Origin of the sequence: Stenotrophomonas mori (assembly GCF_023556335.1) — a bacterium.
Lineage (GTDB): Bacteria > Pseudomonadota > Gammaproteobacteria > Xanthomonadales > Xanthomonadaceae > Stenotrophomonas > Stenotrophomonas mori.
The window spans coordinates 1-22,384 of record NZ_JAIKTS010000001.1; the positions used below are offsets into that span (position 1 = coordinate 1).

23 protein-coding genes are annotated in these 22,384 nt (G+C 70.7%); 9 read left to right on the forward strand and 14 right to left on the reverse strand.

Going from position 1 to position 22,384, the window contains the following annotated elements:
* The coding region (locus K5L01_RS00005) for a serine dehydratase beta chain (protein WP_272494007.1) at nt 1-266 on the reverse strand (266 nt) is incomplete at its 3' end.
* Between the two features lie 99 nt (nt 267-365).
* Here K5L01_RS00005 and K5L01_RS00010 point away from each other — a divergent pair.
* Nucleotides 366-596: a glutaredoxin family protein gene (locus tag K5L01_RS00010; RefSeq protein ID WP_250060779.1), complete on the forward strand. Its 231-nt coding sequence runs from the start codon at nt 366-368 to the stop codon at nt 594-596.
* Between the two features lie 27 nt (nt 597-623).
* Here the strand turns inward: K5L01_RS00010 and K5L01_RS00015 are convergent, their stop codons facing one another.
* On the reverse strand, nt 624-2,006 hold the full coding sequence (locus tag K5L01_RS00015) for a sigma-54-dependent transcriptional regulator (RefSeq protein WP_250060781.1): 1,383 nt from the start codon (nt 2,004-2,006) through the stop codon (nt 624-626).
* 130 nt (nt 2,007-2,136) lie between these two features.
* Nucleotides 2,137-3,756: a sensor histidine kinase gene (locus K5L01_RS00020; protein WP_250060783.1), complete on the reverse strand. Its 1,620-nt coding sequence runs from the start codon at nt 3,754-3,756 to the stop codon at nt 2,137-2,139.
* Nucleotides 3,757-4,004: 248 nt separating this feature from the next.
* Here K5L01_RS00020 and sucC point away from each other — a divergent pair, with 248 nt between their 5' ends.
* Complete coding sequence (gene sucC / locus K5L01_RS00025) at nt 4,005-5,174, forward strand: ADP-forming succinate--CoA ligase subunit beta (protein ID WP_004154430.1); 1,170 nt, start codon at nt 4,005-4,007, stop codon at nt 5,172-5,174.
* 20 nt (nt 5,175-5,194) lie between these two features.
* Nucleotides 5,195-6,070 (forward strand): succinate--CoA ligase subunit alpha, encoded by an 876-nt coding sequence (gene sucD / locus K5L01_RS00030; protein WP_250060785.1) that lies wholly within the window; start codon nt 5,195-5,197, stop codon nt 6,068-6,070.
* Nucleotides 6,071-6,263: 193 nt separating this feature from the next.
* Here sucD and K5L01_RS00035 read toward each other — a convergent pair whose 3' ends face one another.
* From K5L01_RS00035 to purM, 6 genes are all read right to left on the reverse strand, one after another.
* Complete coding sequence (locus K5L01_RS00035) at nt 6,264-6,938, reverse strand: DUF3108 domain-containing protein (protein WP_250060787.1); 675 nt, start codon at nt 6,936-6,938, stop codon at nt 6,264-6,266.
* Nucleotides 6,939-6,940: 2 nt separating this feature from the next.
* Nucleotides 6,941-7,735, reverse strand: coding sequence for a DUF3108 domain-containing protein (locus tag K5L01_RS00040; RefSeq protein ID WP_250060789.1), 795 nt, complete (start codon nt 7,733-7,735; stop codon nt 6,941-6,943).
* Nucleotides 7,736-7,797: 62 nt separating this feature from the next.
* Nucleotides 7,798-8,457: a phosphoribosylglycinamide formyltransferase gene (purN, locus tag K5L01_RS00045; RefSeq protein WP_250060791.1), complete on the reverse strand. Its 660-nt coding sequence runs from the start codon at nt 8,455-8,457 to the stop codon at nt 7,798-7,800.
* Complete coding sequence (locus tag K5L01_RS00050; protein ID WP_425603801.1) at nt 8,454-9,119, reverse strand: DUF2238 domain-containing protein; 666 nt, start codon at nt 9,117-9,119, stop codon at nt 8,454-8,456. The genes purN and K5L01_RS00050 overlap by 4 nt, the downstream gene beginning before the upstream one ends.
* Nucleotides 9,116-9,553: a hypothetical protein gene (locus K5L01_RS00055; protein ID WP_250060793.1), complete on the reverse strand. Its 438-nt coding sequence runs from the start codon at nt 9,551-9,553 to the stop codon at nt 9,116-9,118. Before K5L01_RS00055 ends, K5L01_RS00050 begins: the two co-directional genes overlap by 4 nt.
* A 24-nt stretch (nt 9,554-9,577) precedes the next feature.
* Nucleotides 9,578-10,603 carry a phosphoribosylformylglycinamidine cyclo-ligase gene (gene purM / locus K5L01_RS00060; RefSeq protein ID WP_272494056.1) on the reverse strand — a complete coding sequence of 342 codons (1,026 nt, stop codon included), beginning with the start codon at nt 10,601-10,603 and terminating at the stop codon, nt 9,578-9,580.
* Between the two features lie 141 nt (nt 10,604-10,744).
* Here purM and K5L01_RS00065 point away from each other — a divergent pair, with 141 nt between their 5' ends.
* From K5L01_RS00065 to hda, 3 genes are read left to right on the forward strand one after another with little or no spacing between them, the layout of a single operon-like run.
* On the forward strand, nt 10,745-11,842 hold the full coding sequence (locus tag K5L01_RS00065; RefSeq protein WP_250060797.1) for a DUF2066 domain-containing protein: 1,098 nt from the start codon (nt 10,745-10,747) through the stop codon (nt 11,840-11,842).
* Complete coding sequence (locus K5L01_RS00070; protein WP_250060799.1) at nt 11,839-12,999, forward strand: AI-2E family transporter; 1,161 nt, start codon at nt 11,839-11,841, stop codon at nt 12,997-12,999. The genes K5L01_RS00065 and K5L01_RS00070 overlap by 4 nt, the downstream gene beginning before the upstream one ends.
* Nucleotides 12,996-13,691: a DnaA regulatory inactivator Hda gene (gene hda, locus K5L01_RS00075; RefSeq protein ID WP_250060801.1), complete on the forward strand. Its 696-nt coding sequence runs from the start codon at nt 12,996-12,998 to the stop codon at nt 13,689-13,691. The genes K5L01_RS00070 and hda overlap by 4 nt, the downstream gene beginning before the upstream one ends.
* Before the next feature lie 591 nt (nt 13,692-14,282).
* On the opposite strand, the gene murU is transcribed toward hda, so the two are convergent.
* From murU to K5L01_RS00095, 4 genes are all read right to left on the reverse strand, one after another.
* Nucleotides 14,283-14,993, reverse strand: coding sequence for an N-acetylmuramate alpha-1-phosphate uridylyltransferase MurU (gene murU / locus K5L01_RS00080; protein WP_250060803.1), 711 nt, complete (start codon nt 14,991-14,993; stop codon nt 14,283-14,285).
* Nucleotides 14,990-16,018: an aminoglycoside phosphotransferase family protein gene (locus tag K5L01_RS00085; protein WP_250060805.1), complete on the reverse strand. Its 1,029-nt coding sequence runs from the start codon at nt 16,016-16,018 to the stop codon at nt 14,990-14,992. The genes murU and K5L01_RS00085 overlap by 4 nt, the downstream gene beginning before the upstream one ends.
* Before the next feature lie 88 nt (nt 16,019-16,106).
* Nucleotides 16,107-16,376: a GlsB/YeaQ/YmgE family stress response membrane protein gene (locus tag K5L01_RS00090; RefSeq protein WP_250060807.1), complete on the reverse strand. Its 270-nt coding sequence runs from the start codon at nt 16,374-16,376 to the stop codon at nt 16,107-16,109.
* A 62-nt stretch (nt 16,377-16,438) separates the two neighbouring features.
* Entirely contained in the window at nt 16,439-17,932 is a 1,494-nt protein-coding gene (locus K5L01_RS00095) for a M20 family metallopeptidase (RefSeq protein WP_250060809.1), read from the reverse strand.
* 126 nt (nt 17,933-18,058) lie between these two features.
* On the opposite strand from K5L01_RS00095, the gene K5L01_RS00100 reads away from it, so the two are divergent.
* The 3 genes from K5L01_RS00100 (at nt 18,059) to K5L01_RS00110 (ending at nt 20,653) form a co-directional block, all read left to right on the forward strand.
* Nucleotides 18,059-18,463, forward strand: a complete 405-nt coding sequence (locus K5L01_RS00100) for a ComEA family DNA-binding protein (RefSeq protein WP_250060811.1) — start codon at nt 18,059-18,061, stop codon at nt 18,461-18,463.
* A gap of 427 nt (nt 18,464-18,890) precedes the next feature.
* A complete protein-coding gene (locus K5L01_RS00105; protein ID WP_425603802.1) occupies nt 18,891-19,937 on the forward strand; it encodes a L,D-transpeptidase in 1,047 nt (348 codons plus the stop codon).
* A gap of 11 nt (nt 19,938-19,948) precedes the next feature.
* Nucleotides 19,949-20,653: a murein L,D-transpeptidase catalytic domain family protein gene (locus tag K5L01_RS00110; protein ID WP_336254067.1), complete on the forward strand. Its 705-nt coding sequence runs from the start codon at nt 19,949-19,951 to the stop codon at nt 20,651-20,653.
* A gap of 301 nt (nt 20,654-20,954) precedes the next feature.
* Here K5L01_RS00110 and K5L01_RS00115 read toward each other — a convergent pair whose 3' ends face one another.
* A complete protein-coding gene (locus K5L01_RS00115; protein ID WP_250060813.1) occupies nt 20,955-22,361 on the reverse strand; it encodes a GntP family permease in 1,407 nt (468 codons plus the stop codon).
* Nucleotides 22,362-22,384 lie beyond the last annotated feature (23 nt).

Sequence of the window (22,384 nt, forward strand, 5' to 3'; positions counted from 1 at the left end):
AGGGTGTCGGGAATGATGTCCGGATCGATCAGGTTGGGGCGGTGGCCCTCCAGGCCGAGCAGCACGGCGGTGTCGGTGCCGTGGCCGCGTCCGGTCAGGGCCAGCGAGCCGAACACCTCGGCGCGGAAGCGCACCACGTCCTGGAGCCTGCCCGGATCGAGCAGCCAGCGGTGGACGAAGCGCTCGGCCGCGCGCATCGGGCCCACCGTGTGCGAGGAACTCGGGCCGATGCCGATCTTGAACAGGTCGAACGTACTGACGGACATGCGTGTGGCTTCGCAGCGTGTTTCGGGGACGGGCTATTCTACGGTGTCGCTGCCGGCGGCCTTGCCCGCAGCGCAGCATCCGATCCGCGAGGAGCCGCCATGGCCTTGATCCTGTACCAGCGCGACGACTGCCATCTGTGCGACCAGGCGTTGGCGGTGCTGGCGCAGGCGCGGCTGCCCGAGTTCGAAAGCGTGTTCATCGACGGCGATGCGGCCCTGGAAGCGCGCTATGGCGTGCGGGTCCCGGTGCTGCGCGGTGCGGCCGGCCAGGAGCTGGAATGGCCGTTCGATGCCGTGGCGGTCGCCGCCTGGCTGGACGCGGCGGGTTGATCGCGGGCGCGGGGCGCCCGCGGCCGCCTATTCCATGCCCAGCTTCTTCAGCTTGTAGCGCAGGGCGCGGAAGGTGATGCCCAGCTGCGCCGCGGTCCGGGTGCGGTTCCAGCGGTTCTCTTCCAGGGCTTTCTGGATGGCGGCGCGCTCGAGCTGTTCGATGTAGGAGGGCAGCGCGGCGGTCCCGGCCTCGCTCCCGTCGCCGGCGTCCTCGCCTGTGCTGGCAGCACTGGCCACCAGCACCTCGCTGGACGCGGCGGGCAGGCCCAGGTCGTGGGCGTCGATGCTGTCGCCATCGAACAGCGCCAGCGCGCGTTCGAGGATGTTCTCCAGCTCGCGCACGTTGCCGGGGAAGGCGTGGCCGGCGAGTGCGTCGAGGGCGCTGGGCGACAGCGGCGGCGGCGGTGCCTGCTGCGCGCGCGCGAGCCGTTCGAGGATCGCCGCGGCCAGCTGCGGCAGGTCGCCGCGGCGCTCGCGCAGTGGCGGCACCCGCAGTTCGATCACGTTGATGCGGTAGTACAGGTCGTGGCGGAAACGGCCATCGTTCACCAGCGCCGCCAGGTCCTTGTGGGTCGCCGAGAGGATGCGCACGTCCACCGGCACCTCGGTGGCCGAGCCGACCGGGCGCACCGACTTCTCCTGGATCGCACGCAGCAGCTTGACCTGCATCTGCAACGGCAGCTCGGCCACCTCGTCCAGGAACAGGGTGCCGCCCTGCGCGGCCTGGAACAGCCCGGGCTTGTCGGCATGCGCGCCGGTGAAGCTGCCCTTCCTGTGGCCGAAGAATTCGCTTTCCATCAGCTCGCCGGGAATGGCGCCGCAGTTGACGGGGATGAAAGGGCCGGCGGCGCGCGCGCCCTGGTCGTGGATGGTGCGCGCCACCAGCTCCTTGCCGACGCCGGATTCGCCGAGGATGTAGATCGGCGCCTGGCTGCGCGCGACCTTGGCGATGGTGGTGCGCAGTTCCCCCATGGCCGGCGAGTCGCCAAGCAGGCGCGAGGCGCGTTCCGGCGCCGCCGGGTCCGCACCGGGCGCGCCGTGGTTGAGCTGCAGCGCATGCCGGACCATGCCGCGCAGCACGTCGATGTCCACCGGCTTGCTGACGAAGTCGAAGGCGCCGGCCTTCAGCGCCTCCACCGCCAGGTCGATGCTGCCGAACGCGGTGATCATCGCCACCGGGGTACGCGGATGGTCGCGGACGATCTCGGCTACCAGGTCGATGCCGTTGCCGTCGGGCAGGCGCATGTCGGTCAGGCACAGGTCGAAGCGGTCGCGGGCCAGCAGCTCGCGGGCTTCCCCGAGGTTGGCCGCGGTGCTGGTCCGCAGGCCCATCCGCCCCAGGGTGAGGACCAGCAGTTCGCGGATATCCCGTTCGTCGTCGACGACCAGTGCGCTATGCGTCACATTCATGTCCGGAACGATAGCCGAGTCGGTCACGGATCGTCACCCCGCGGCGACCGTTCCGGCACCGTGTCCGGAATGTCCCGTCATTGGCCCGATGGCGTGTCCGCGGGACACCGCAGGCGCTGCATGGCGCGGCTCAGGCCGGTGCCAGCGCGCCGTGCGGGGCGGCCATGACGATACGAAAATGCGCGCCGCGCTCGGCCGGCACATGCTCCAGCCGGGCCTGGTTGGCGCGGCACAGCTCGCCGGCGATGTACAGCCCCAGCCCGGTGCCGTGCTCGGAGGTGGTGAAGAAGGGGCGGAACAGCTGCGCCGCGGCGGCCCCGGGAATGCCGGGCCCCTGGTCGATGACGTCGATGCGGGCATGGCGGCCGGCGCTGGACACCTCGATCCGCACCCGTGCCGGCGCGTCGCCGTCGCGCCCGTACTTGAGCGCGTTGTGCACCAGTGCGGTCAGCACCTGGTGCAGGTGGCGGGGATCCATCACCGCCGGCACCGAGGAGGCGTCCGCCAGGCAGCGCACGTCGTCGGTCTCGGCCGAAAGGGTCTGCTGGTAGTCCAGCACGAAGCGGCGCACGAAGCTGGCCAGGTCCAGGTTCTCGGGGGTGGCGCGTTCGCGCCGGGCCAGTGCCAGCACGCTCTCGACGATGCCGTTGGTGCGCTGGCACTGCTGGTGGATGATCTGCAGCAGCCGCTGGTCGTCCGGGCCGAGGTCGCTGGACTCCTTCAGCAGCTGGGTGGCGTAGTTGATCGCCGCCAGCGGGTTGCGGATCTCGTGGGCCAGGCTCGCCGAGAAGCGCCCGAGCGTGGACAGGGTCAGGGACTCGGCGCGGCGCGAGACCACGCTGGTGTCGTCCAGGAACAGCAGGGCCTGGTCGCTGTTGGCGAACAGGCGTGCGAAGCGTGGCTGCACCTCGGCCTGGCCATCGGCCAGCCGCAGGGGCAGCTCCTCGCCGGCCCAGCCGTTGCGCCAGCGCTGCAGCCGTCGTTCCAGTTCCGGCGCCACCTGCGCCAGGGGGAGGTCGCCGCTGGCGAGACCGCCGTCGCCATCACCGCCCTCGAGCAGCGCGGCGGCGGCTTCGTTGGCCAGGACGATGCGGCCGTCGCCATCCACCAGCAGGACGCCGGTGCGCAGGCGGCGGATGATCAGTTCATTGACCTCGAACAGGTTGGCGACCTCGGCGCCGCGGCGCTCGGCCAGCTGCTGGTTGCGGCGGGCGCGGCTGCCGACCTGGTGGCTGATCCAGGCCAGTGCCAGGTAGCTGGTGATGAACATGGCCAGCTCGGCCGCGGAGCGGGTGTCCGGGCCAGCCTCCAGCTCGCGCCAGGCGAATTCGACGACGGTGGCGACGCTGGCGGCCAGTGCGGCCAGCAGGCCGCGCGACAGCGGCAGCATCGTGGCCGCCGCGGAGATGTTGAACAGCAGCGACATCGAGATCCCGGCACTGGCGCCGGGCAGGGCGTGAGTCAGCAGCGTAGCGGCGAGGATGTCGACCATCGCCCCCCAGAACACCAGCGGCCGCAACCAGCGTTCGTCGCGCCCCCAGGCCAGCAGGCCCAGCGCGACCGGTAAGTAGCCGAGCGAGACGGCGCGGGCCAGCGGCGGGTGGTGGGCCTCGCTCATCAGCGCGCTCAGCGGGCTGAACACCAGGGCCGCGATCAGGCTGGCGATCAGCACCCGGTACAGCGCGAAGAAATACAGTTCGCGCCGCGGTATCGATTCGATGCGGTCGATCAGCGAGGGGCTGTGGGGCACGCGTACGGGCTCCGTCGGTGGGCGGCAGGCGGCAGTATAGGGGCCGGGCACGCCGGCTCCGGCCCCCGCGAGCCCCGCCGTGGCGTGCTCTGCGGGTCCGGCGGCGGGCTGCGCAGGGCCGCCGCGGGGCCGGATTCTTTGCGCCACGCGGCGCGGTCGGCGACAATGGCGGGCCCGCCCGGCGTCCAGGAAAGCCATTCGATGGCCCTGTCGGCCGCTGGCGGTTGTTCCCCTTCCCACGGTGACGCATGAATTTCCACGAATACCAGTCAAAACAACTGCTTGCCGAGTACGGCATCCCGGTCCCGGCCGGCAAGGTCGCTGCGACCCCGGACGAAGCGGTTGCCGCTGCCAACTCCCTGGGCCAGGGCCCCTGGATGGTCAAGGCGCAGATCCACGCTGGCGGCCGCGGCAAGGCTGGCGGCGTCAAGTTCTGCAAGACCACCGACGACGTGAAGGCCGCTGCGGCCAAGATGCTCGGCACCAAGATGGCCACCTACCAGACCGCTGGCGTCGAGCTGCCGGTGAACCTGGTGCTGGTGACCACCGCCGGCGAGATCGTCAAGGAGCTGTACCTGTCGGTGCTGGTCGACCGTGGCACCAAGACCATCACCTACATCGCTTCTTCGGAAGGCGGCGTGGAGATCGAGCAGGTCGCGGCTGAAACCCCGGAGCTGATCCACTCGCTGAACGTCGACTTCGTCGAAGGCGTGCAGGGTTACCACGGCCGTGATTTCGGCTTCAAGCTGGGCCTGACCGCCAAGCAGGCCGGCCAGTTCGCCAGCATCATGGTGAACCTGTACCGCCTGTTCAACGAAAAGGACCTGGCCCTGGTTGAAATCAACCCGCTGGCCATCCTGGACGACGGCAACCTGTACGCGCTGGACGGCAAGTTCGACAGCGACGACAACGCCGCGTTCCGCCAGAAGGCCCTGGTCGCCATGCGCGACAAGACCCAGGAAGATCCGACCGAAGTGATCGCTTCGGAGCTGGACATCAACTACGTCACCATGGACGGCAACATCGGCTGCATGGTGAACGGCGCCGGCCTGGCCATGGCCACCATGGACGTCATCAAGCTCAACGGCGGCGAGCCGGCGAACTTCCTGGACGTGGGCGGCGGTGCCAACAAACAGCGCGTCATCGAAGCGTTCAAGCTGATCCTGTCCTCGGACAAGGTTGAAGGCATCTTCGTCAACATCTTCGGCGGCATCGTCCGCTGCGACATGATTGCCGAAGGCATCATCGCCGCCGTGAAGGAAGTGGGCGTCAAGGTGCCGGTCGTGGTGCGCCTGGAAGGCACCAACGTGGAAGAAGGCAAGCAGCTGCTGCGCGACAGCGGCATGGCCATCATCCCGGCTGACAACATCAACGATGGCGCCAAGAAGATCGTTGAAGCTGTCAAGAACGCTGCCTGATCCGACACCAAGGAATTCCCATGTCTGTTTTGATTAACAAGAACACCAAGGTGATCGTGCAGGGCTTCACCGGCCAGCAGGGCACCTTCCACGCCACCCAGATGATCGAGTACGGCACCCAGGTTGTTGGCGGCGTGACCCCGGGCAAGGGGGGCACCACCCACATCGACCTGCCGGTCTTCAACACCGTGGCCGACGCCGTGCAGAGCACCGGCGCCAACGCTTCGGTCATCTACGTGCCGCCGCCGTACGCCGCCGACGCGATCCTGGAAGCCGCGGCCGCCGGCATCGAGGTCATCGTCTGCATCACCGAGGGCATCCCGGTGCTGGACATGCTGCGCGTCAAGAACGTGCTGACCCGTTCGCATCCGGACACCGTGCTGATCGGGCCGAACTGCCCGGGCGTCATCACCCCGGGCGAGTGCAAGATCGGCATCATGCCGGGCCACATCCACCAGCCGGGCAAGATCGGCATCGTGTCGCGTTCGGGCACCCTGACCTATGAAGCGGTCAAGCAGACCACCGAAGTCGGCCTGGGCCAGTCCACCTGCATCGGCATCGGTGGTGACCCGATCAACGGCCTGAACTTCGTCGACTGCCTGAAGCTGTTCAACGAAGACCCGCAGACCGAAGGCATCATCATGGTCGGCGAAATCGGCGGCGACGCCGAGGAAGCCGGCGCCGAGTACATCAAGAACCACGTGAAGAAGCCGGTCGTCGGTTTCATCGCCGGTGCGTCGGCTCCGGCCGGCAAGCGCATGGGCCACGCCGGTGCGATCGCCTCGGGCGGCAAGGGTACGGCGGAAGGCAAGTTCGCCGCGATGGAAGCTGCCGGTGTTGTCACCGTCCGCTCGCCGGGCGACCTGGGCGCGGCCATCGCCAAGCTGGTCAAGTAAGACCGGCTGCCATACGGCGCAACAAAAAGGCCGCCCTTCGGGGCGGCCTTCTTGTTTTCCCGGGCGTCCCGGGAAAAGGCCCGGAAGGCTGCATGCAGGGGCGGCATGAGGTCCCCGTGGTCCGGACCTCCGCCGCCGTCTCCACCCGGGGCATGGGCGCGGCGGAGCGGGTCGGGCGAGTTGCCCGGCCGCTTCAGTGCAGCGACTTGATGGTCAGGTCCAGTGCGTCCTTGCCGCGTTCGCGCTGCAGCAGCCGCACCGGCACCGGCATGTCCGCGACGATCCAGGCGATCTGCTCCTTGTCGCCGTCGGTGCGTGCGACCTTGGTCGCCTCCACGGTGCGGCCGTCCACGGTCATGTTCTCCTTGCCGATGACCCGGTAGGCCAGCGACTTGACCCGGCCGCCGTCGACCATCCGGTAGCGCAGCGGCTTGCCGTCGGCGACATCGCGGGCGATGGCGAGGTTGATCAGCAGGCCGTCCATGTCGCCGCTGCGCAGTGCCACCGGTCCGCGCCGGTCGGGCTTGACGTCGCCGCTCCAGGTGGCCTGGTTGCTGTTCCAGTCATAGCGCGCGTCCACCGTGCGGCGCTTGAACGGCACCACCGAGGCATCGTGGCTGCTCAACGGCCGCAGGCCGCCTTCGTGTTCCTCGAACAGCGTGCTCTGGCTCAGTTCCGCGAGCTGGTTCTTGACCTGGAGGCTGTAGCGCCACCTGCCGTCGTTCTCCGCGGCCAGGGTCATCACGCCGTTGGCCTGCAGGCCCATGTAGCTGGCCTGGTAATCGGCGCTGAAGGGCTCGACCGCCAGGGCGGGGAGGCTGGCCAGGGCGGCCGCGGCCAGGACCAGGGGGCGCAGGAAGGTCTTCATGCTCAGGCTCCTTGATATTCGATCAGGCGCAGGTCGATGGCGTCCTCGCCGTCTTCCCGCTGCAGGATGCGTACCGGGGTCGGCACGCCGTTGGCGATCCACAGGATGGTCTCGTCGTTGCCGCCGTTGGTGCGGTAGACGCGCAGGGCGTCGTAGCTGAGATCGCCGGCCTGGACGATCTCGGTGGCGTCGGCGGCCTGGTACTCGTACTGCCGCACCCGGCCGACGTCGACGAAGCGGTAGCGCAGGGGCTGCCCCGGCCGGGCGTCGCGCATCAGCGACAGGTTGAGCAGCAGTGCGCTCTGGTCACCGCGCTGCAGGGCGATGGGGCGCCGGCGGTCCTTCTTCAGGTCGCCCTGCCACTGTGCCACATGCTCCTGCCAGTTGTAGGTGCCGGTGACCTTCTTGCCGAGGAACAGGGCCTTCTTCACCGTGCTCTGGCTCAGCGGCACGTACACCGTTTCCTGGTTGTCGAAGACCGTGCTCTGTTCGAGGTTCAGGCCGAGGATGCCGGCGAACCCGCGCCGGCCACGCACCGCCATGTCCACCTGCCAGCGGCTGCCCTGCTCGTGGGTCACGCGCAGGGTGGCGTCGCCGGCCTCCCGCCCCTTGTAGAAGGCCTGGTAGGTGGCGACGAACGGCTCCAGCGGTGGCGGGTCCCATTGCGGTGGCGGCGGCATGCCGCCGTCGGCCGCGGGCACGGCCGGTGCCGCCACGGTCGGCGCATCCTGGGCGGAGGCCGGCAGCGTGGCCAGCAGGCTGGCCAGCGCGATGGGTCTGAGGAGGGCGGTGATCATGCTCGGGCGGCCGGGAGGGGAGGAAGGATCATGCCAGCCCACGCATCAGCGGCATGTGCGGATCAGGCGTTCAGGGTTCCGTGGGAATCTAGGCGCAGTGGACTAAACAGGGACTGACCATCGAGCAGCACCGTGCCTGCCTGTTCAGTCACGCGCCCGGCGACCAGCAGCCGCAGGGTCGCCAGCAGCAGCGGGTGTTCGACCGCCAGCACCCGTGCGGCCAGGGTGTCGGGCGTGTCTCCGGCCAGCACCGGCACCCGTGCCTGGGCGATCACCGCCCCGGCATCCAGTTCCGGGACCACGAAATGCACGCTCGCGCCGTGCTCGGCGTCGCCGGCCTCGAGCGCCCGGGCATGGGTATGCAGGCCCTTGTGCAGCGGCAGCAGCGAGGGATGGATGTTGACCAGCCGCCGCTCGAAGCGCTGCACGAAACCGGCGCCGAGGATGCGCATGTAGCCGGCACATACGACCCAGTCCGGCGCGCACGCGGCGACGGCGTCGCCGAGCGCGGCATCGAAGGCCTCGCGGCTGCCGGCATCGCGTGGCGCGTGCGCCCAGCGTTGTGCCGGCGGCACCTTCTCCAGCGCCGCGGCACCGGGACGGTCGGAGAACACCCCGACGACCTGTGCCTGCAGCCGGCCCCCGGCGATGCCGTCGAGCAGGCACTGCAGGTTGCTGCCGCGGCCGGAGGCCAGCACCGCGATGCGGGGCAGGGCGCTCATCGCCGGCTCCGCGCCGCAAGCGGCGCGGCCAGCAGGCTGCCGAGCGTTGCCAGCAGCATGTCGGCATGCGCGTCCCAGATGTCGCCCTGCTGGCCGTTGTAGGCTTCGGCGGCCTCCGGGGACAGGGCCAGTGCGATGCCCCATTCCAGCCATTCATAGACCAGGCTGGAGCACATCACCGCCATCACCGCCAGGGCGGCGGCGTGGGCGCCACGCAGCGCCGGCCAGGCATGCCGCGCCAGCTGCGCCAGCGCCGGAGTGAAGCAGATGCCGTAGAGCAGGTGGACGAGGCGGTCGAAATGGTTGCGCCGCCAGCCGAAGGCGGCCTCCGGCGACCAGCCGGCCAGCGAATGCAGCCAGGCGTCGTAGGGCACGTTGGAATAGAGCCAGCGGGCGCCGATGCAATGCAGCGCAAGGAACCCGCAGACCGCGGCGAAGGCCGGTGCGTCCAGCGGCCAGCGCCGGTCCACCCACCACAGCGCGGCCAGCCCGGCCACCGTCAAGCTGCTGTGCAGGGCCTGCTCCAGCGGCCACAACGGCGCGATCCAGGTCAGCGCGAACACCGCGATGACCGCCGCATAGGCGACGATCTTGACGCCGGCGGCCGGCCTCCGCGCCGCGGGCCCGGTGGCGGCGGACGACGGGACGGGCGGGCGGCTCAAGCGAAGGCCGCCTTGACCGACGGCCGCAGCAGCACCACCAGGGTGAAGACCCCCAGCACGGTGCCGAAGGGCATCAGCAGGCAGGACAGGCCGGCCACGACCAGGCACAGGGTGTGGCGCCGGCGGCGGGCCAGGCAGCGCCCGGCATAGGCGATGCTGGCGGCCAGCGCCAGGCCGAGGGTGATGGCCACGGCGGCGAACACGACGAAGATCCAGCCGACCAGCTGCGGTTCCAGTTCCGGGCCCCCGGAGGACGACGGCATCCGGCCGCTGACCATGGCCAGCCCCATCACCAGGTGCAGCACCGGGAACAACGAGAACAGGCCGGTCAGCGCCGCCACCACGTAATGGAAGATCGACAGCAGGCGCAGCTGCGCGGCGTCGTCCGTGCCGGCAGCAGCCGGAGCCGGAGCGGGAGGGGGGACGGTAGTCATGCGCGGGTCTCGCGGGGGAAGGGATCAGCCGATGCGGACGCGCGCGTCGCCATCGGCCGGCACCACTTCGCCGATCCGCCAGTGCGCCAGCTCCAGCGCGTCCAGCGCGCCGCCGATGGCGCCGGCCTGGTCGGCCGGCACCAGCAGCACGAAGCCGATGCCGCAGTTGAAGGTGCGCCACATCTCGCTGTCGGCGACGTTGCCTTCGCGCTGCAGCCACTGGAACACCGGCGGCAGCGGCCAGCTGCGGGCGTCGATGTCCACGCCCAGGCCGTCGGGAACCACGCGGACGATGTTCTCGGTCAGGCCGCCGCCGGTGATGTGGGCCATGCCATGGATGGCGTCGCCATGCTGTTTGAGCAGCGACAGGATCGGCTTGACGTACAGCCGGGTCGGGGCCATCAGCGCATCCACCAGCGCCACCCCGTCCTCCAGCACCTGGTCGGCGGGCTGGCCGGCGCGGTCGTAGATGCGGCGCACCAGCGAGTAGCCGTTGGAGTGCGGCCCGGACGAGGCGATGCCGATCAGCACGTCGCCCTGGCGCACGCCCGAGCCGTCCTTCAGCGCGCTCTTCTCCACCGCCGCCACGGTGAAGCCCGCCAGGTCGTACTCGCCGGGCGCGTACATGTCGGGCATTTCCGCGGTCTCGCCGCCGATCAGCGCGCAGCCGGCCTCGGTGCAGCCGTTGGCGATGCCGCCCACCACCGCCGCGGCGGTATCGATGTCGAGCTTGCCGGTGGCGAAGTAGTCCAGGAAGAACAGCGGCTCGGCGCCCTGCACCAGCACGTCGTTGACGCACATCGCCACCAGGTCGATGCCGATGGTGTCATGGCGGCCCAGCTGCTGGGCCAGCTTGAGCTTGGTGCCGACACCGTCGGTACCGGACACCAGCACCGGCTCCCGGTACTTCCCGGACAGGTCGAACAGCGCGCCGAAGCCGCCCAGCCCGCCCATCACTTCCGGGCGGAAGCTGCGCTTGACCAGCGGCTTGATGCGCTCGACGAGCGCGTTGCCCGCGTCGATGTCCACACCGGCATCACGGTAGGTCAGGGGAGAGTTGCTGGAAGTCGGGGAACTGGTCACGGTCGGCTGCACTGGCGGGGTCAACGGGCGATTTTAACAGGCCACGTTGGCGCCCAGGCCGCATTCGCGCAACAATTCCCCCGGAACCGTCGAGCAATGGACCCCTCAATGCGTCGCAGCCTGGCTTTCTTCCTGTTTCTGGCGTTGGGCCTGTCCGCGCCGCTTGCGTCCGCGCAGTCCGGCGTGCGCACCGAGGGCGACCTCGCCAGCGCGCAGAACCCCTACCAGGCCGAGGTGCCGGTCAACAGCCAGAGCGATGCCGACCGCAACGGCGCGCTGTCGCGGGCCCTGGGCGCGGTGCTGGGCAAGCTGTCCGGCGACCGCAGCGCCATGACCCGCCCCGGCGTGGCGCAGGCGCTGCGCGGTGCCCGCGACATGGTGGAAAGCTACGACTACCGCCAGGACCAGAGCGTGTCGGCGACCGGCGCGCCGAGCTTCCGGACCCTGCTGGTGGCCCGGTTCCGCCAGGACGACGTGGACGGGCTGGTGGCGGCGCTGGGCCTGCCGGTGTGGCCGCAGCCGCGGCCCAAGCCGGTGGTGTGGATGGCGATCGACGACGGCAGCGGCCCGCGCCTGGTCGGCGTGCAGCAGGCCAACGCGGCGCGGCCACTGCTGGACCGTGCGGTCGAGCGCGGTTTCCGTCTCGGCCTGCCCGGCGGGGGCGCCGCCGAGCAGGCCCTGGTGGGCGCGATCTGGCGCCAGGACACCGCCGCCATTGCCCGGGCATCCTCGCGCTACGCGCCGCCGATGCAGCTGGTCGGCAAGCTGTACCGCGCCAGCGGCGGCGGCTGGATGGCCGACTGGGTGTTCGTCGACGACGGCCGCGAACTGGGGCGCTGGAGCACCCGCGACAGCGATGCCCGGCGGGCCATGGCCGGTGGTGCCGACGGTGCCGCCGAGGCGCTGGTCAAACGCTATGCCAAGGTGCCCGAGGCCGGCCCGGCCGGCGTCTACCGGGTGGCCATCACCGGCCTGCGCAGCGCCGACGACTACCTGCGCGTGGCCGCCACCCTGCAGTCGCTGGCGGTGGTCCGCTCGATCGTGCCGGTGCAGGCGTCCGGCGACCGGCTGGAGCTGGACCTGGAGCTGATCACCGGCCTGCAGGGACTGAACCGGATGCTGGGTGGCAGTGCCGCGTTCGAGCCGGCGATGCCGCTGCTGGACGACGAACCGCTTCCGCCCACCGCCGAGTACCGGCTGCGATGAACCGCTCCTCCGAGGCGGAGATCGCGCTGTTCCTGCGGCGCCTGAAGTGGGTGGTGCTCAGTGCCTTCGGACTGTGGGTGATGGGCCTGCTGGCGCCGATCCTGACCCCGTTCGTCATCGCCCTGATGCTGGCCTGGCTGGGCGACCCGCTGGTGGACCGGCTGGAGGCGCGCGGCTGCTCGCGCAACACCTCGGTGGTCCTGGTGTTCGTGATGATGATCCTGCTGCTGGCGGTGGCGCTGCTGATCCTGGTGCCGATGATCCAGCGCCAGATCCTCACCCTGGCCGCGGCGCTGCCGCAGGCCCAGGAGTGGCTGATGGGCACCGCGCTGCCGTGGATCGAGCAGCGCACCGGCGTGGAGATCCTCGGCTGGCTGGCGCCGGAGCGGCTGGTCGAGTGGGTGCGCGCGCACTGGCAGCAGGCCGGTGGCGCGGCGACCACGCTGTTCGGCTTCGTGTCGCGCTCCGGCTTCGCGATGGTCGCCTGGGTGGTGAACCTGGCGCTGCTGCCGATCCTGACCTACTACTTCCTGCGCGACTGGGACCGGCTGGTGGAGCGGGTGGCGTCGTTGATCCCGCGCAACCACGTGGAGACGGTGGGGCGCCTGGCACGCGAATCGGATGCGGTGCTGGCCGCCTTCATCCGCGGCCAGATCGCGGTCATGGTGGCCCTGGGCGTGGTCTACGCGGCCGGGCTCACGCTGGCCGGCCTGAACCTCGGGCTGCTGATCGGCCTGATCGCCGGGCTGATCAGCTTCATTCCCTACCTGGGCGCCACCAGCGGGGTGCTGCTGGCGCTGGCGGCGGCACTGGTGCAGGCCCAGGGGCTGGACCTGAAGCTGCTGCTGCTGATCGGCGTGGTGTTCACCATCGGCCAGCTGCTGGAGAGCTACGTGCTCACCCCGCGCATCGTCGGCGACAAGATCGGGCTGCATCCGGTGGCGGTGATCTTCGCGGTGATGGCCGGCGGCCAGCTGTTCGGTTTCCTGGGCATGCTGCTGGCACTGCCGGCGGCGGCGGTGATCAACGTACTGCTGCGCTATGCCCATGAGCGTTACCGGCAGAGCGAACTGTACGCCGGCCATGCGCGTTCCATCGTACTGCGGCCGGCCAGCGAGGCCGGCGGCAGCGCCCTCAAGGACATCGAACCGAAGTGAGCGTGCCGCAGTTGCCGCTGGCCCTGCGCTATCCGCCGGACCAGCGATTGGACAGTTTCATCGGTGCGCCCGAAGGCGCCCTGGCACAGCTGCGTGCCGCCGCCACCGCCGCCGGGCAGGATTGGATCTACCTGGCCGGCCCGGCCGGCAGCGGCAAGACCCACCTGGCACTGGCCGCCTGCGCCGCCGCCGAGCAGGCCGGGCGCAGCGCCGCCTACCTGCCGCTGCAGGCCGCGGCAGGCCGCATGGGCGACGCGCTGGAGGCCCTGGAGGGGCGCGGGCTGGTCGCGCTGGACGGCCTGGACGCCATCGCCGGCCAGCGTGCGGACGAGGTCGCGCTGTTCGAGTTCCACAACCGCGCGCGCGCGGCCGGGGTGACCCTGCTGTACACCGCCACCCTCGCGCCCGACGCCCTGGGCCTGGTGCTGCCCGACCTGCGCTCGCGGTTGGCGCAGTGCGGGCGCATCGTGCTGGCGGCGCTGGACGATGCCGGCCGCGGCGCGGTACTGCGCGCACGCGCCGCGCGGCGCGGACTGGCATTGGACGAAGCCGCCATCGACTGGCTGCTGACCCACGCCGAACGCGACCTCGCCGGCCTGCTCGCATTGCTGGAACGCCTCGACCGCGAATCGCTGGCGGCCAAACGGCGGGTCACCGTACCGTTCCTGCGCAAGGTGCTGGACCTGTCCTGAGCGCTTCCGCGCCACAAGACACCGGATCTTCCCTGCAGGGCGGGGCTACGCCCCGCCGTGGCAGCCGGTAGCGCCGGCCCGCCGCCACAGTGCGCGGGGGGCCCCTGTAGAGCGGGGCCCCGCCCCGCTGTGGCATTGCCGGTAACGCCCCGCCGGGCATGGCCCGGCGCTGCAGGCCCTGAGATTCTCGAGGTAGAGCGGGGCCCCGCCCCGCTGTGGCATTGCCGATAACGCCCCGCCGGGCATGGCCCGGCGCTACAGGGCCTGAGGTTCTCGAGAGATAGAGCGGGGCCCCGCCCCGCTGTGGCATTGCCGGTAACGCCTCCGCCGGGCATGGCCCGGCGCTACAGGGTCTGAGGTTCTCGAGAGGTAGAGCGGGGCCCCGCCCCGCTGCGGCATTGCCGGTAACGCCTCCGCCGGACATGGCCCGGCGCTACAGGGCCTGAGGCTCTCGAGGTAGAGCGGGGCCCCGCCCCGCTGTGGCAGTGCCGGTAACGTCTCCGCCGGGCATGGCCCGGCGCTACAGGGCCTGAGGTTCTCGAGGTAGAGCGGGGCCACGCCCCGCTGCGGGACGGTGGCCTGCGACGGCGGCTACAGGCGGTCGCGCAGGGTGGTTTCCAGGGCCTGCAGGCGCTGCGGGGTTCCGACGTCGGTCCAGTGGCCGCGGTAGTGCTGGCCGCTGATGCGGCCCTGCGCCATATGGTGCTTCTGCAGGGGAACCACGCTGAAGCGGGGACGGTCGTGGTCGCCGCGCGGGGGCTCGCCGATCACTTCGCGCCAGGCGGCGAGCAGCGAGGGGCGGTAGATGCCGATGCCGGCATAGGTCAGGCACGGGCCATGACGGTCATGGTGCAGCCGGCCGTGGGCATCGAGGCGGTAGTCGCCCTGCGGGTGCTGGGGCGGGTTGTCCACCAGCACCAGGTGCGCTTCGCCCTGCGGTTCGCGCGGCAGGCTGGCGAAGTCGAAGTCGGTCCAGATGTCGCCGTTGACCACCAGGAACGGCGCTTCCCCGAGCAGGGGCAGGGCGTTGAGCATGCCGCCGCCGGTTTCCAGCGGAGTGGGGCCCTCGTAGGCATAGTGCAGGCGCAGGTTCCAGCGGCTGCCGTCGCCCAGCGTGGCGGGGAACTGCGGGGCCAGCCAGGAGGTGTTGACCACCACGTCGCGCACTCCGGCTGCGGCCAGCCGCTCCAGGTGCCAGGCGATCAGCGGCTTGCCGCCGGCCCGCAGCAGCGGCTTCGGGGTGTGCTCGGTGAGCGGGCGCATGCGCTCGCCCAGTCCGGCGGCGAAGACCAGGGCCTTCATCGACCGGTCCGTTCGGCCAGGGCCGGCTTGATCCGCCGTTCCAGCAGGGCGTGCAGGCCGGACAGCGGGCGGTGGCGGGGCAGCACTTCGTCCAGGTAGGCGATGAAGCGCGGTGCATCGTCCAGGTAGTGGCTCTTGCCGTCGCGGTAGTGCAGCCGGGCGAAGATGCCGAGGATCTTCAGGTGCCGCTGCACGCCCATCCAGTCGGCATCGCGCAGGAAGGTGGCGCGGTCGGGGACCGGCAGGCCGGCGGCCAGGGCACGTTCGTGGTAGCGCGCCAGCCAGCCGTCCACCCGCTGCAGCGGCCAGCTCAGGAAGGCGTCCTTGAACAGGCTGACCGGATCGTAGGCCACCGGTCCGCGCACCAGGTCCTGGAAGTCCAGCACCGCAGGGCCGATGCAGCCCTCGGTGTCGGCGGCGGGCATCAGGTTGCGCGGCATGAAATCGCGGTGGGCCATCAACTGCGCCTGCCCCAAAGCGTTGGCCATCAGCCACCGCTGTGCCTGCTGCAGCTCATCGGCTTCGGCCGCGTCCAGCACCAGGCCCAGGTGGCGCTGCAGGAACCAGGTGTCGAACAGGCCGGCGTCGCGCTGCAGCAGCGCCTCGTCGAAGCACCCGAAGCCCTCCGGCACCGGAATCGCCTGCAGGCGCAGCAGCTGTCCCATGGCGCGCTCGAACCAGTCGTCGGCATTGTCGGCATCCAGCAGCCGCGCCAGGGTCAGCGCGCCGAGGTCCTCCAGCAGCAGGAAACCGGCGTCCAGGTCCTGCGCGAGCACGGCCGGCACCCGCAGTCCATGCTCCAGCAGCAGCGTGCGCATGCGCAGCCATGGCCGCGGATCCTCCAGCCCGGGAGGGGCATCCATGACGATGTGGCTGTCCTGGCGGCCGGTGACGCGCCAGTAGCTGCGCAGCCCGGCATCCACCGATGCGCGCTCGATGCCGGCGGTAGCGTCGCCCAGCCGGGCGCGGGCCCACTGCAACCGTTGCCGCGCGCGCTGCGGCAGGAGGGAGGTATCCGGAGTCATCAAATTCAGGTCGAACGTGCTCGCAGGTGCGCCACGCGGGCGCCGGCGCCGCGCTGGACGCGGCGGGTGGAAGGTGCGCGGTGGGCCGTCAGCGCCTGCCGCTGACCAGCCGCAGCAGTGCGAGCAGGGCGACCGCGCCGACGATGGCCGCGAGGAAGCCGGCCGGCTGGCCGGCGGCATACCAGCCCATCTCGCGGCCGAACCAGCCGGCGAACACCGCGCCGGCGATGCCGAGCACGATGGTCAGCAGGCAGCCCATGCGGTTGTTGCCGGGCATGAAAAAGCGCCCCAGCAGGCCGACCACGAAGCCGACCAGGATGATGTACAGCCAGCTGTCGCTTCCAAACAGTCCGCCCATGCGTACGCCCCTCGGGAAAAGCGCAGCCTAGCAAGGCCGGGCTGCGCGCGTCATGGCCCGGCTCAGCAGCAGCCGTGGTCGCCGTGGCGGGTGCCGCTGTCGGCGGCCACCGGCGAACCGCTGGTCTCGCCGCGCAGGCTGGCGGCATGGTGGTCGAGCAGCACCTTGGAGACGCAGGCGGTCACCCGCTTGCCCATCGGAATGTGCAGGAACTCGTTGGGGCCGTGGGCGTTGGAATGCGGGCCGAGCACCCCGGTGATCATGAACTGCGCACCCGGGAACTTCTCGCCGAGCATGCCCATGAACGGGATCGAGCCGCCTTCGCCCATGTACATCGCCGGCTTGCCGAAGAAGGCCTGGCTGGCGTCGTCGATGGATTTCTCCAGCCACGGCGCCATCGCCGGCGCGTTCCAGCCGGTGGAGGACTTCTCCAGCTCCAGGGTGACCTGGGCGCCGTTCGGCGGATCACGCAGCAGCGCTTCCTTCAGCAGTTCCCCGCAGGTCTTGCCGTCGGCGGTCGGCGGCAGCCGCAGCGACAGCTTCACCGCGGTTTCCGGGCGCAGCACGTTGCCGGCCGAAGCCAGCGCCGGCATGCCGCCGATGCCGGTCACCGACAGCGCGGGGCGCCAGGTGCGGTTGAGCACCAGCTCGGTGAGGTCCTCGTCCATCGGCACCAGGCCCTGGACCATCGGGAACTTGTCGAACACCGCGGTGTCGACGACCTCGGCGGCGCGCTGGGCCTGTTCGCGGCGCTCGGCGGGGATGTCCGCGTGCAGGCCGTCGAGCAGGATGCGGCCGCTGTCCTCGTCCTCGATCCGCGACAGCAGCTGGCGCAGCAGGCGGAAGCTGGAGGGCACTACGCCGGAGGCGTCGCCGGAGTGCACGCCTTCCTCCAGCACCTTGACGGTGAAGTTGCCGCCGACCATTCCGCGCAGCGAGGTGGTGCACCACAGCTGGTCGTAGTTGGCGCAGCCCGAATCCAGGCACACCACCAGCGACGGCTGCCCGATGCGCTCGGCCAGGTGGTCCACATAGGCCGGCAGGTCGTAGGAGCCGGACTCCTCGCAGGCCTCGATCAGCACCACGCAGCGGGCGTGCGGCAGCCCCTGCTCCTGCAGCGCCAGCACCGCGGCCAGCGAGCCGAAGATGGCGTAGCCGTCGTCGGCGCCGCCGCGGCCGTACAGCTTGTCCCCACGCAGCACCGGCTTCCAGGGGCCGAGGTCGTCGTCCCAGCCAGTCATCTCCGGCTGCTTGTCCAGGTGCCCGTACAGCAGCACGGTGTCCTCGCCGGTTTCCGGGCCGGTGGCCGGGATCTCGAGCAGGATCAGCGGCGTGCGGCCCTCCAGGCGCACCACCTCGACCTGCAGGCCGGGAATCGCCTGCGCCCGCGCCCAGTCCTCCATCAACGTGACCGCCTGCTCCATGTAGCCGTTGGCGACCCAGTCCGCATCGAACATCGGCGACTTGTTGGGGATGCGGATGTAGTCGACCAGCTGCGGGACGATGTCGCTGTCCCACTTGTCGTTGAGGAATTGGCCGAGCTTGGCGCTGTCCATTCGGGAACTCCGGTTGCAAAAGTGGAATCGGGCCATTCTACGCGCTCCGCTTTGTAGGATTTTTCCTACAAAGAATCGGGTGGTCTGCCGGCTGCGGCTTGGCGGCGTCGCGGATAGGCTGCGTTCATGTGGCGCGGAACACTGGTCTGGCCGGCGGGGATGCCGGCATTCCAGTCCAAGCCACAAGGAGTTGCAGCGATGAAGCTTTTCACCGTGATGCTGAGGTCACTGGTCCTGGCGATGGTGTTGAACGGGCCGGCGCTTGCCGCCGACAAGGTCGACATCAACACCGCCACCGCCACGGAACTGGACCAGGTGCTGGTGAACGTCGGCGCCGCCAAGGCGCAGGCGATCGTCGATTACCGGCAGGCCAACGGTCCCTTCAAGAGCGTCGATGAACTGGCGCTGGTCAAGGGCATCGGGTTGAAGACCGTCGAACGGAATCGCGACCTGATCGGTGTGGGGGCTGGTGCCACCAGCGCCGCCAGGGAAGCCGGGACGGCCGCGGAGCCCGCGATCGAGCGGCGCTGACGGCAGGACATGGCAATACGTGCACTGTCTGGATGACGGTCACGCGGAGTACCCCGGAAGGGCCAGGAGGCTGGGGAGAGGCAGGATGCCTACAGGGATGTGAACTCGCCCGGTGTTGCACAGTGACGTGCAGCCGGGCGAACTTTTTTGGGGCGCTTCCCCCGCCGTGGATAGGGTCTGTGCGGGGGCGCATCCCGTGCCTCCCGGCACCGTGGCGGTGCCCGTGGCCCAGGCTCCAGGCCCCGGCGGGCAGGTCCGCGACAGGCGCCGCTGCCGCATTCCCCGGGTCCCGGCGCTGCGGGGGCGGCCGCAACCGGGCCGGACGCAGGCCGGCCGGTGACCGCCGACGCCCCGGGGACGGTGGCGCCCGGCTGCGGGCCGGCGCGGACGTGCGCTACGCTGGGGCTCCCCCCGCGTGGACGTGGCGATGGCTGGAAACAGGAAGGGCTGGAGAGGGCGTGTCCTGGCGATGCTGGGCGGCCTGGCGCTGGCGATGGCGGTGCCGCTCGCGGCGCAACCGGCATCGGCGGACGGCGATCCGCTGGCGCTGAGGCCGGGGCAGTACCTCTGGCACCCGGAAATATCGCCGGCCGGCCCGATCGTGCTGGTGGTCAGCCTGGACGAGCAGCGCGCCTACGCCTACCGCAACGGCATCGCCATCGGCATGACCACCATCAGCTCGGGCAAGCCCAGGCATGAGACGCCGACGGGTGTCTTCACGATCCTGCAGAAGAACAAGGATCACCGCTCGAACCTCTACAACAACGCGCCGATGCCCTACATGCAGCGGCTGACCTGGGACGGCATCGCCCTGCATGGCGGGTCCCTGCCCGGTTATCCGGCCTCGCACGGCTGCGTGCGCCTGCCCCAGGCCTTCGCGCAGAAGCTGTTCGCCGAGACCCGCCGTGGCGACACCGTGGTGGTCGCCGATGCCAAGAGCTCGCCCATGACCCTGGTGTACCCGGCGGTGCTGGCCCCGGTCAGTGCGCGCGGCGCGCCGCTGGCGCCGCTGCCGGAGGCACCGGAGCCGTACTGGGACGACAGCCTGTCGCCGCAGGGGCAGGTGGGCATCCTGGTCAGCCTGCATGACCGCCGTATCTACGTGCTGCGCGACGGTGTGCCGATCGCCGAATCGCCGATCGGCCTGGACGGCCTGCCGGCGCTGGACGGCACCACGCTGTTCGTGATGGGGCAGGAAATGGATGACCGGCCCAGTCCGCTGGATCCGCAGCGCCGCCGCCACCGCTGGACCGCCTATCCGCTGCTCGGCGAGTCCGGTGTCGGGATGCCGGACCTGCTGGAGCAGCCGACGCTGCCGGTGCAGCTGCCGGCCGATTTCGCCCGCCGCCTGTACGATGTGCTGGTGCCGGGCACCACCCTGCTGGTCACCCGCCTGCCGGCGGTCCGCCCGGCCGAGGCCGGGGCGGACCTGCAGCCGCTGCTGGAGTCCGAGCCGCCCGCCGCCGTCCCCTGAGTCCGCCCGCCATGAAGTTCCCGTTCCGCGCCTGCCTGCTGTTGCCCTGTTTGCTGCTCCTGCCGCTCACCCCGCGGGCCGCGCCGGTGGCCGAGGAGGCAGCGCCGCTGGTCGAGCGGCTGGCAGCGGCGGCACCGGCGGCCGACCGCAAGGTGCTGGCGCTGGCGGCGCGCGCGATGTCCTGCGCCCTGCAGCGCCGCGAACCCGGCGTGGACCCGCTGCGGCTGGGCGTGATCGACTATTCGCGGCCCTCGACCGAGCCGCGCCTGTGGGTGTTCGACCTGGCGCGGCACACGCTGCTGTTCGAGGAATGGGTGGCGCATGGCCGCAACAGCGGCGAGAACCTCACCCGCACCTTCTCCAACCGCGAGGGCAGCTACATGTCCAGTCTGGGCGCGTTCGTCGCCCAGGAGACCTACCGCGGCGGCAACGGCTACTCGCTGCGCCTGCGCGGGCTCGAGCCCGGCTACAACGACCAGGCCCGCGAGCGCGCCATCGTGATCCATGGCGCGCCCTACGTGAACCCGGTCGCCGCCCGCCTGCAGGGGCGTCTGGGACGCAGCCTGGGCTGCCCGGCGGTGCGGCCGGCGGTGGCCCGGCCGCTGATCGACAGCCTGCGCGACGGCACCCTGGTGTTCGCCTACTTCCCCGATCCGGACTGGCTGCAGCACTCGCGGCTGCTGGAAGGCCACTGCGGGCAACTGGCCGCGCGCTGAGCGGCGGCCCGGCATTGCCGCGCCTGCCTGGCGGTGGCCCGCGCGGTCGGTGCGGGTTGTTCCCTGCCCTGTGCCTTGAGCCTGTGCGGCGCAGGCCCTGCCCCGGTCCGGGCAGGCGCGCTCGCCGGCATGCCTGACGCACCTGCCGGTGGGCCGGGGCCGGCCTGGTCCGTGGACCCTCTGTCCGCTCCCGGCGCTCCGCGCCTCCGGACGACCCGCGTGCCGGGGGCGGTCCGGGGCCTCTGCGCCGTCGGCGGGGCCGGCCGCCGGCCGGCATCGCCGACGGAGGCCTGCGCCGGTCTCAGACCAGGCCGGTGGCGTAGTACACGGCGATGATCGCGAACACCGCCAGGGTCTTGATCAGGGTGATCGCGAAGATGTCCTTGTAGGACTGGCGATGGGTGAGGCCGGTGACCGCCAGCACGGTGATGACCGCGCCGTTGTGCGGCAGCGTGTCCATGCCGCCGGACGCCATCGCCGCCACGCGGTGCAGCACGTCCATCGGGATGCCGGCGGCCTGCGCGTTGGCGATGAAGCTGTCGGCCATCGCCGCCAGCGCGATGCTCATGCCGCCCGAGGCCGAACCGGTGATGCCGGCCATGGCGGTGACCGAGATGGCTTCGTTGACCAGCGGGTTGGGAATCGACCCCAGGGCGTTGGCCACCACCAGGAAGCCGGGCAGGGCGGCGATCACCGCACCGAAGCCGTATTCCGAGGCGGTGTTCATCGAGGCCAGCATGGCGCCGCCGATGGCCGATCTGGTGCCCTCGGCGAACGCGGCCACCACCGGCTTCCAGGCGAAGGCGATCACGCTGAGGATGCCCAGCAGCAGCGCGCCCTGTACCGCCCAGATGGCGGCGACCTTGGAGACTTCCTGCACCACCGGCGCCGGGTTACCGATCACCGCCGGCACGAACGCCTGGCTTTCGCCGTAGAACCCCGGAATCCAGCGGGTGAACAGGAAATTGGCCACACCCACCAGCAGCAGCGGCAGCACCGCCACCAGCGGATGCGCGAGGCGCTCGCCCTGGAACGGTTCGGGTTCGTTGCGCAGTTCCTCGTGGGTGCCGGAATAGCCCTCGCCCTTGGCGATGGCGACCCGGCGACGCCACTCCAGGTAGCTCATGCCCAGGATCAGGATCACCGCGGTGCCGATCACGCCCAGCCACGGTGCGGCCCAGCCGGTGGTGCCGAAGAACGCGGTCGGGATGATGTTCTGGATCTGCGGCGTGCCCGGCAGCGCGTCCATGGTGAAGGTGAAGGCGCCCAGCGCGATGGTGCCGGGAATCAAGCGCTTGGGGATGTCGCTCTGGCGGAACAGCTCGGCGGCGAACGGGTAGACCGCGAACACCACCACGAACAGCGACACCCCGCCATAGGTCAGCAGGGCGCAGACCAGCACGATGGACAGCATCGCCCGCTGCGCACCGACCAGCCGGATGGTCGCGCTCACGATCGACCGGGAAAAGCCGGAGATCTCGATCAGCTTGCCGAACACCGCGCCCAGCAGGAACACCGGGAAATACAGCTTCAGGAAGCCGACCATCTTGTCCATGAACAGGCCGGTGAACATCGGCTGCACCAGGGACGGGTCGGTCAACAGCACCGCACCGAGCGCCGCCACCGGGGCGAACAGGATCACGCTGTAGCCGCGGTAGGCCACGAACATCAGGAAGCACAGTGCCGCCAACACGATCAGAAACGACATCCACGGCTCCCCGGGGCAGACAC

Bases quoted from the DNA above. Each gene is read 5' to 3' on its own strand.
- K5L01_RS00010 (WP_250060779.1), top strand. From the start codon at position 366: ATGGCCTTGATCCTGTACCAGCGCGACGACTGCCATCTGTGCGACCAG.
- K5L01_RS00015 (WP_250060781.1), bottom strand. From the start codon at position 2,006: ATGAATGTGACGCATAGCGCACTGGTCGTCGACGACGAACGGGATATC.
- sucC (WP_004154430.1), top strand. From the start codon at position 4,005: ATGAATTTCCACGAATACCAGTCAAAACAACTGCTTGCCGAGTACGGC.
- sucD (WP_250060785.1), top strand. From the start codon at position 5,195: ATGTCTGTTTTGATTAACAAGAACACCAAGGTGATCGTGCAGGGCTTC.
- K5L01_RS00035 (WP_250060787.1), bottom strand. From the start codon at position 6,938: ATGAAGACCTTCCTGCGCCCCCTGGTCCTGGCCGCGGCCGCCCTGGCC.
- K5L01_RS00040 (WP_250060789.1), bottom strand. From the start codon at position 7,735: ATGATCACCGCCCTCCTCAGACCCATCGCGCTGGCCAGCCTGCTGGCC.
- purN (WP_250060791.1), bottom strand. From the start codon at position 8,457: ATGAGCGCCCTGCCCCGCATCGCGGTGCTGGCCTCCGGCCGCGGCAGC.
- K5L01_RS00055 (WP_250060793.1), bottom strand. From the start codon at position 9,553: ATGACTACCGTCCCCCCTCCCGCTCCGGCTCCGGCTGCTGCCGGCACG.
- K5L01_RS00065 (WP_250060797.1), top strand. From the start codon at position 10,745: ATGCGTCGCAGCCTGGCTTTCTTCCTGTTTCTGGCGTTGGGCCTGTCC.
- K5L01_RS00070 (WP_250060799.1), top strand. From the start codon at position 11,839: ATGAACCGCTCCTCCGAGGCGGAGATCGCGCTGTTCCTGCGGCGCCTG.
- murU (WP_250060803.1), bottom strand. From the start codon at position 14,993: ATGAAGGCCCTGGTCTTCGCCGCCGGACTGGGCGAGCGCATGCGCCCG.
- K5L01_RS00085 (WP_250060805.1), bottom strand. From the start codon at position 16,018: ATGACTCCGGATACCTCCCTCCTGCCGCAGCGCGCGCGGCAACGGTTG.
- K5L01_RS00090 (WP_250060807.1), bottom strand. From the start codon at position 16,376: ATGGGCGGACTGTTTGGAAGCGACAGCTGGCTGTACATCATCCTGGTC.
- K5L01_RS00095 (WP_250060809.1), bottom strand. From the start codon at position 17,932: ATGGACAGCGCCAAGCTCGGCCAATTCCTCAACGACAAGTGGGACAGC.
- K5L01_RS00100 (WP_250060811.1), top strand. From the start codon at position 18,059: ATGTGGCGCGGAACACTGGTCTGGCCGGCGGGGATGCCGGCATTCCAG.
- K5L01_RS00105 (WP_425603802.1), top strand. From the start codon at position 18,891: ATGGCTGGAAACAGGAAGGGCTGGAGAGGGCGTGTCCTGGCGATGCTG.
- K5L01_RS00110 (WP_336254067.1), top strand. From the start codon at position 19,949: ATGAAGTTCCCGTTCCGCGCCTGCCTGCTGTTGCCCTGTTTGCTGCTC.
- K5L01_RS00115 (WP_250060813.1), bottom strand. From the start codon at position 22,361: ATGTCGTTTCTGATCGTGTTGGCGGCACTGTGCTTCCTGATGTTCGTG.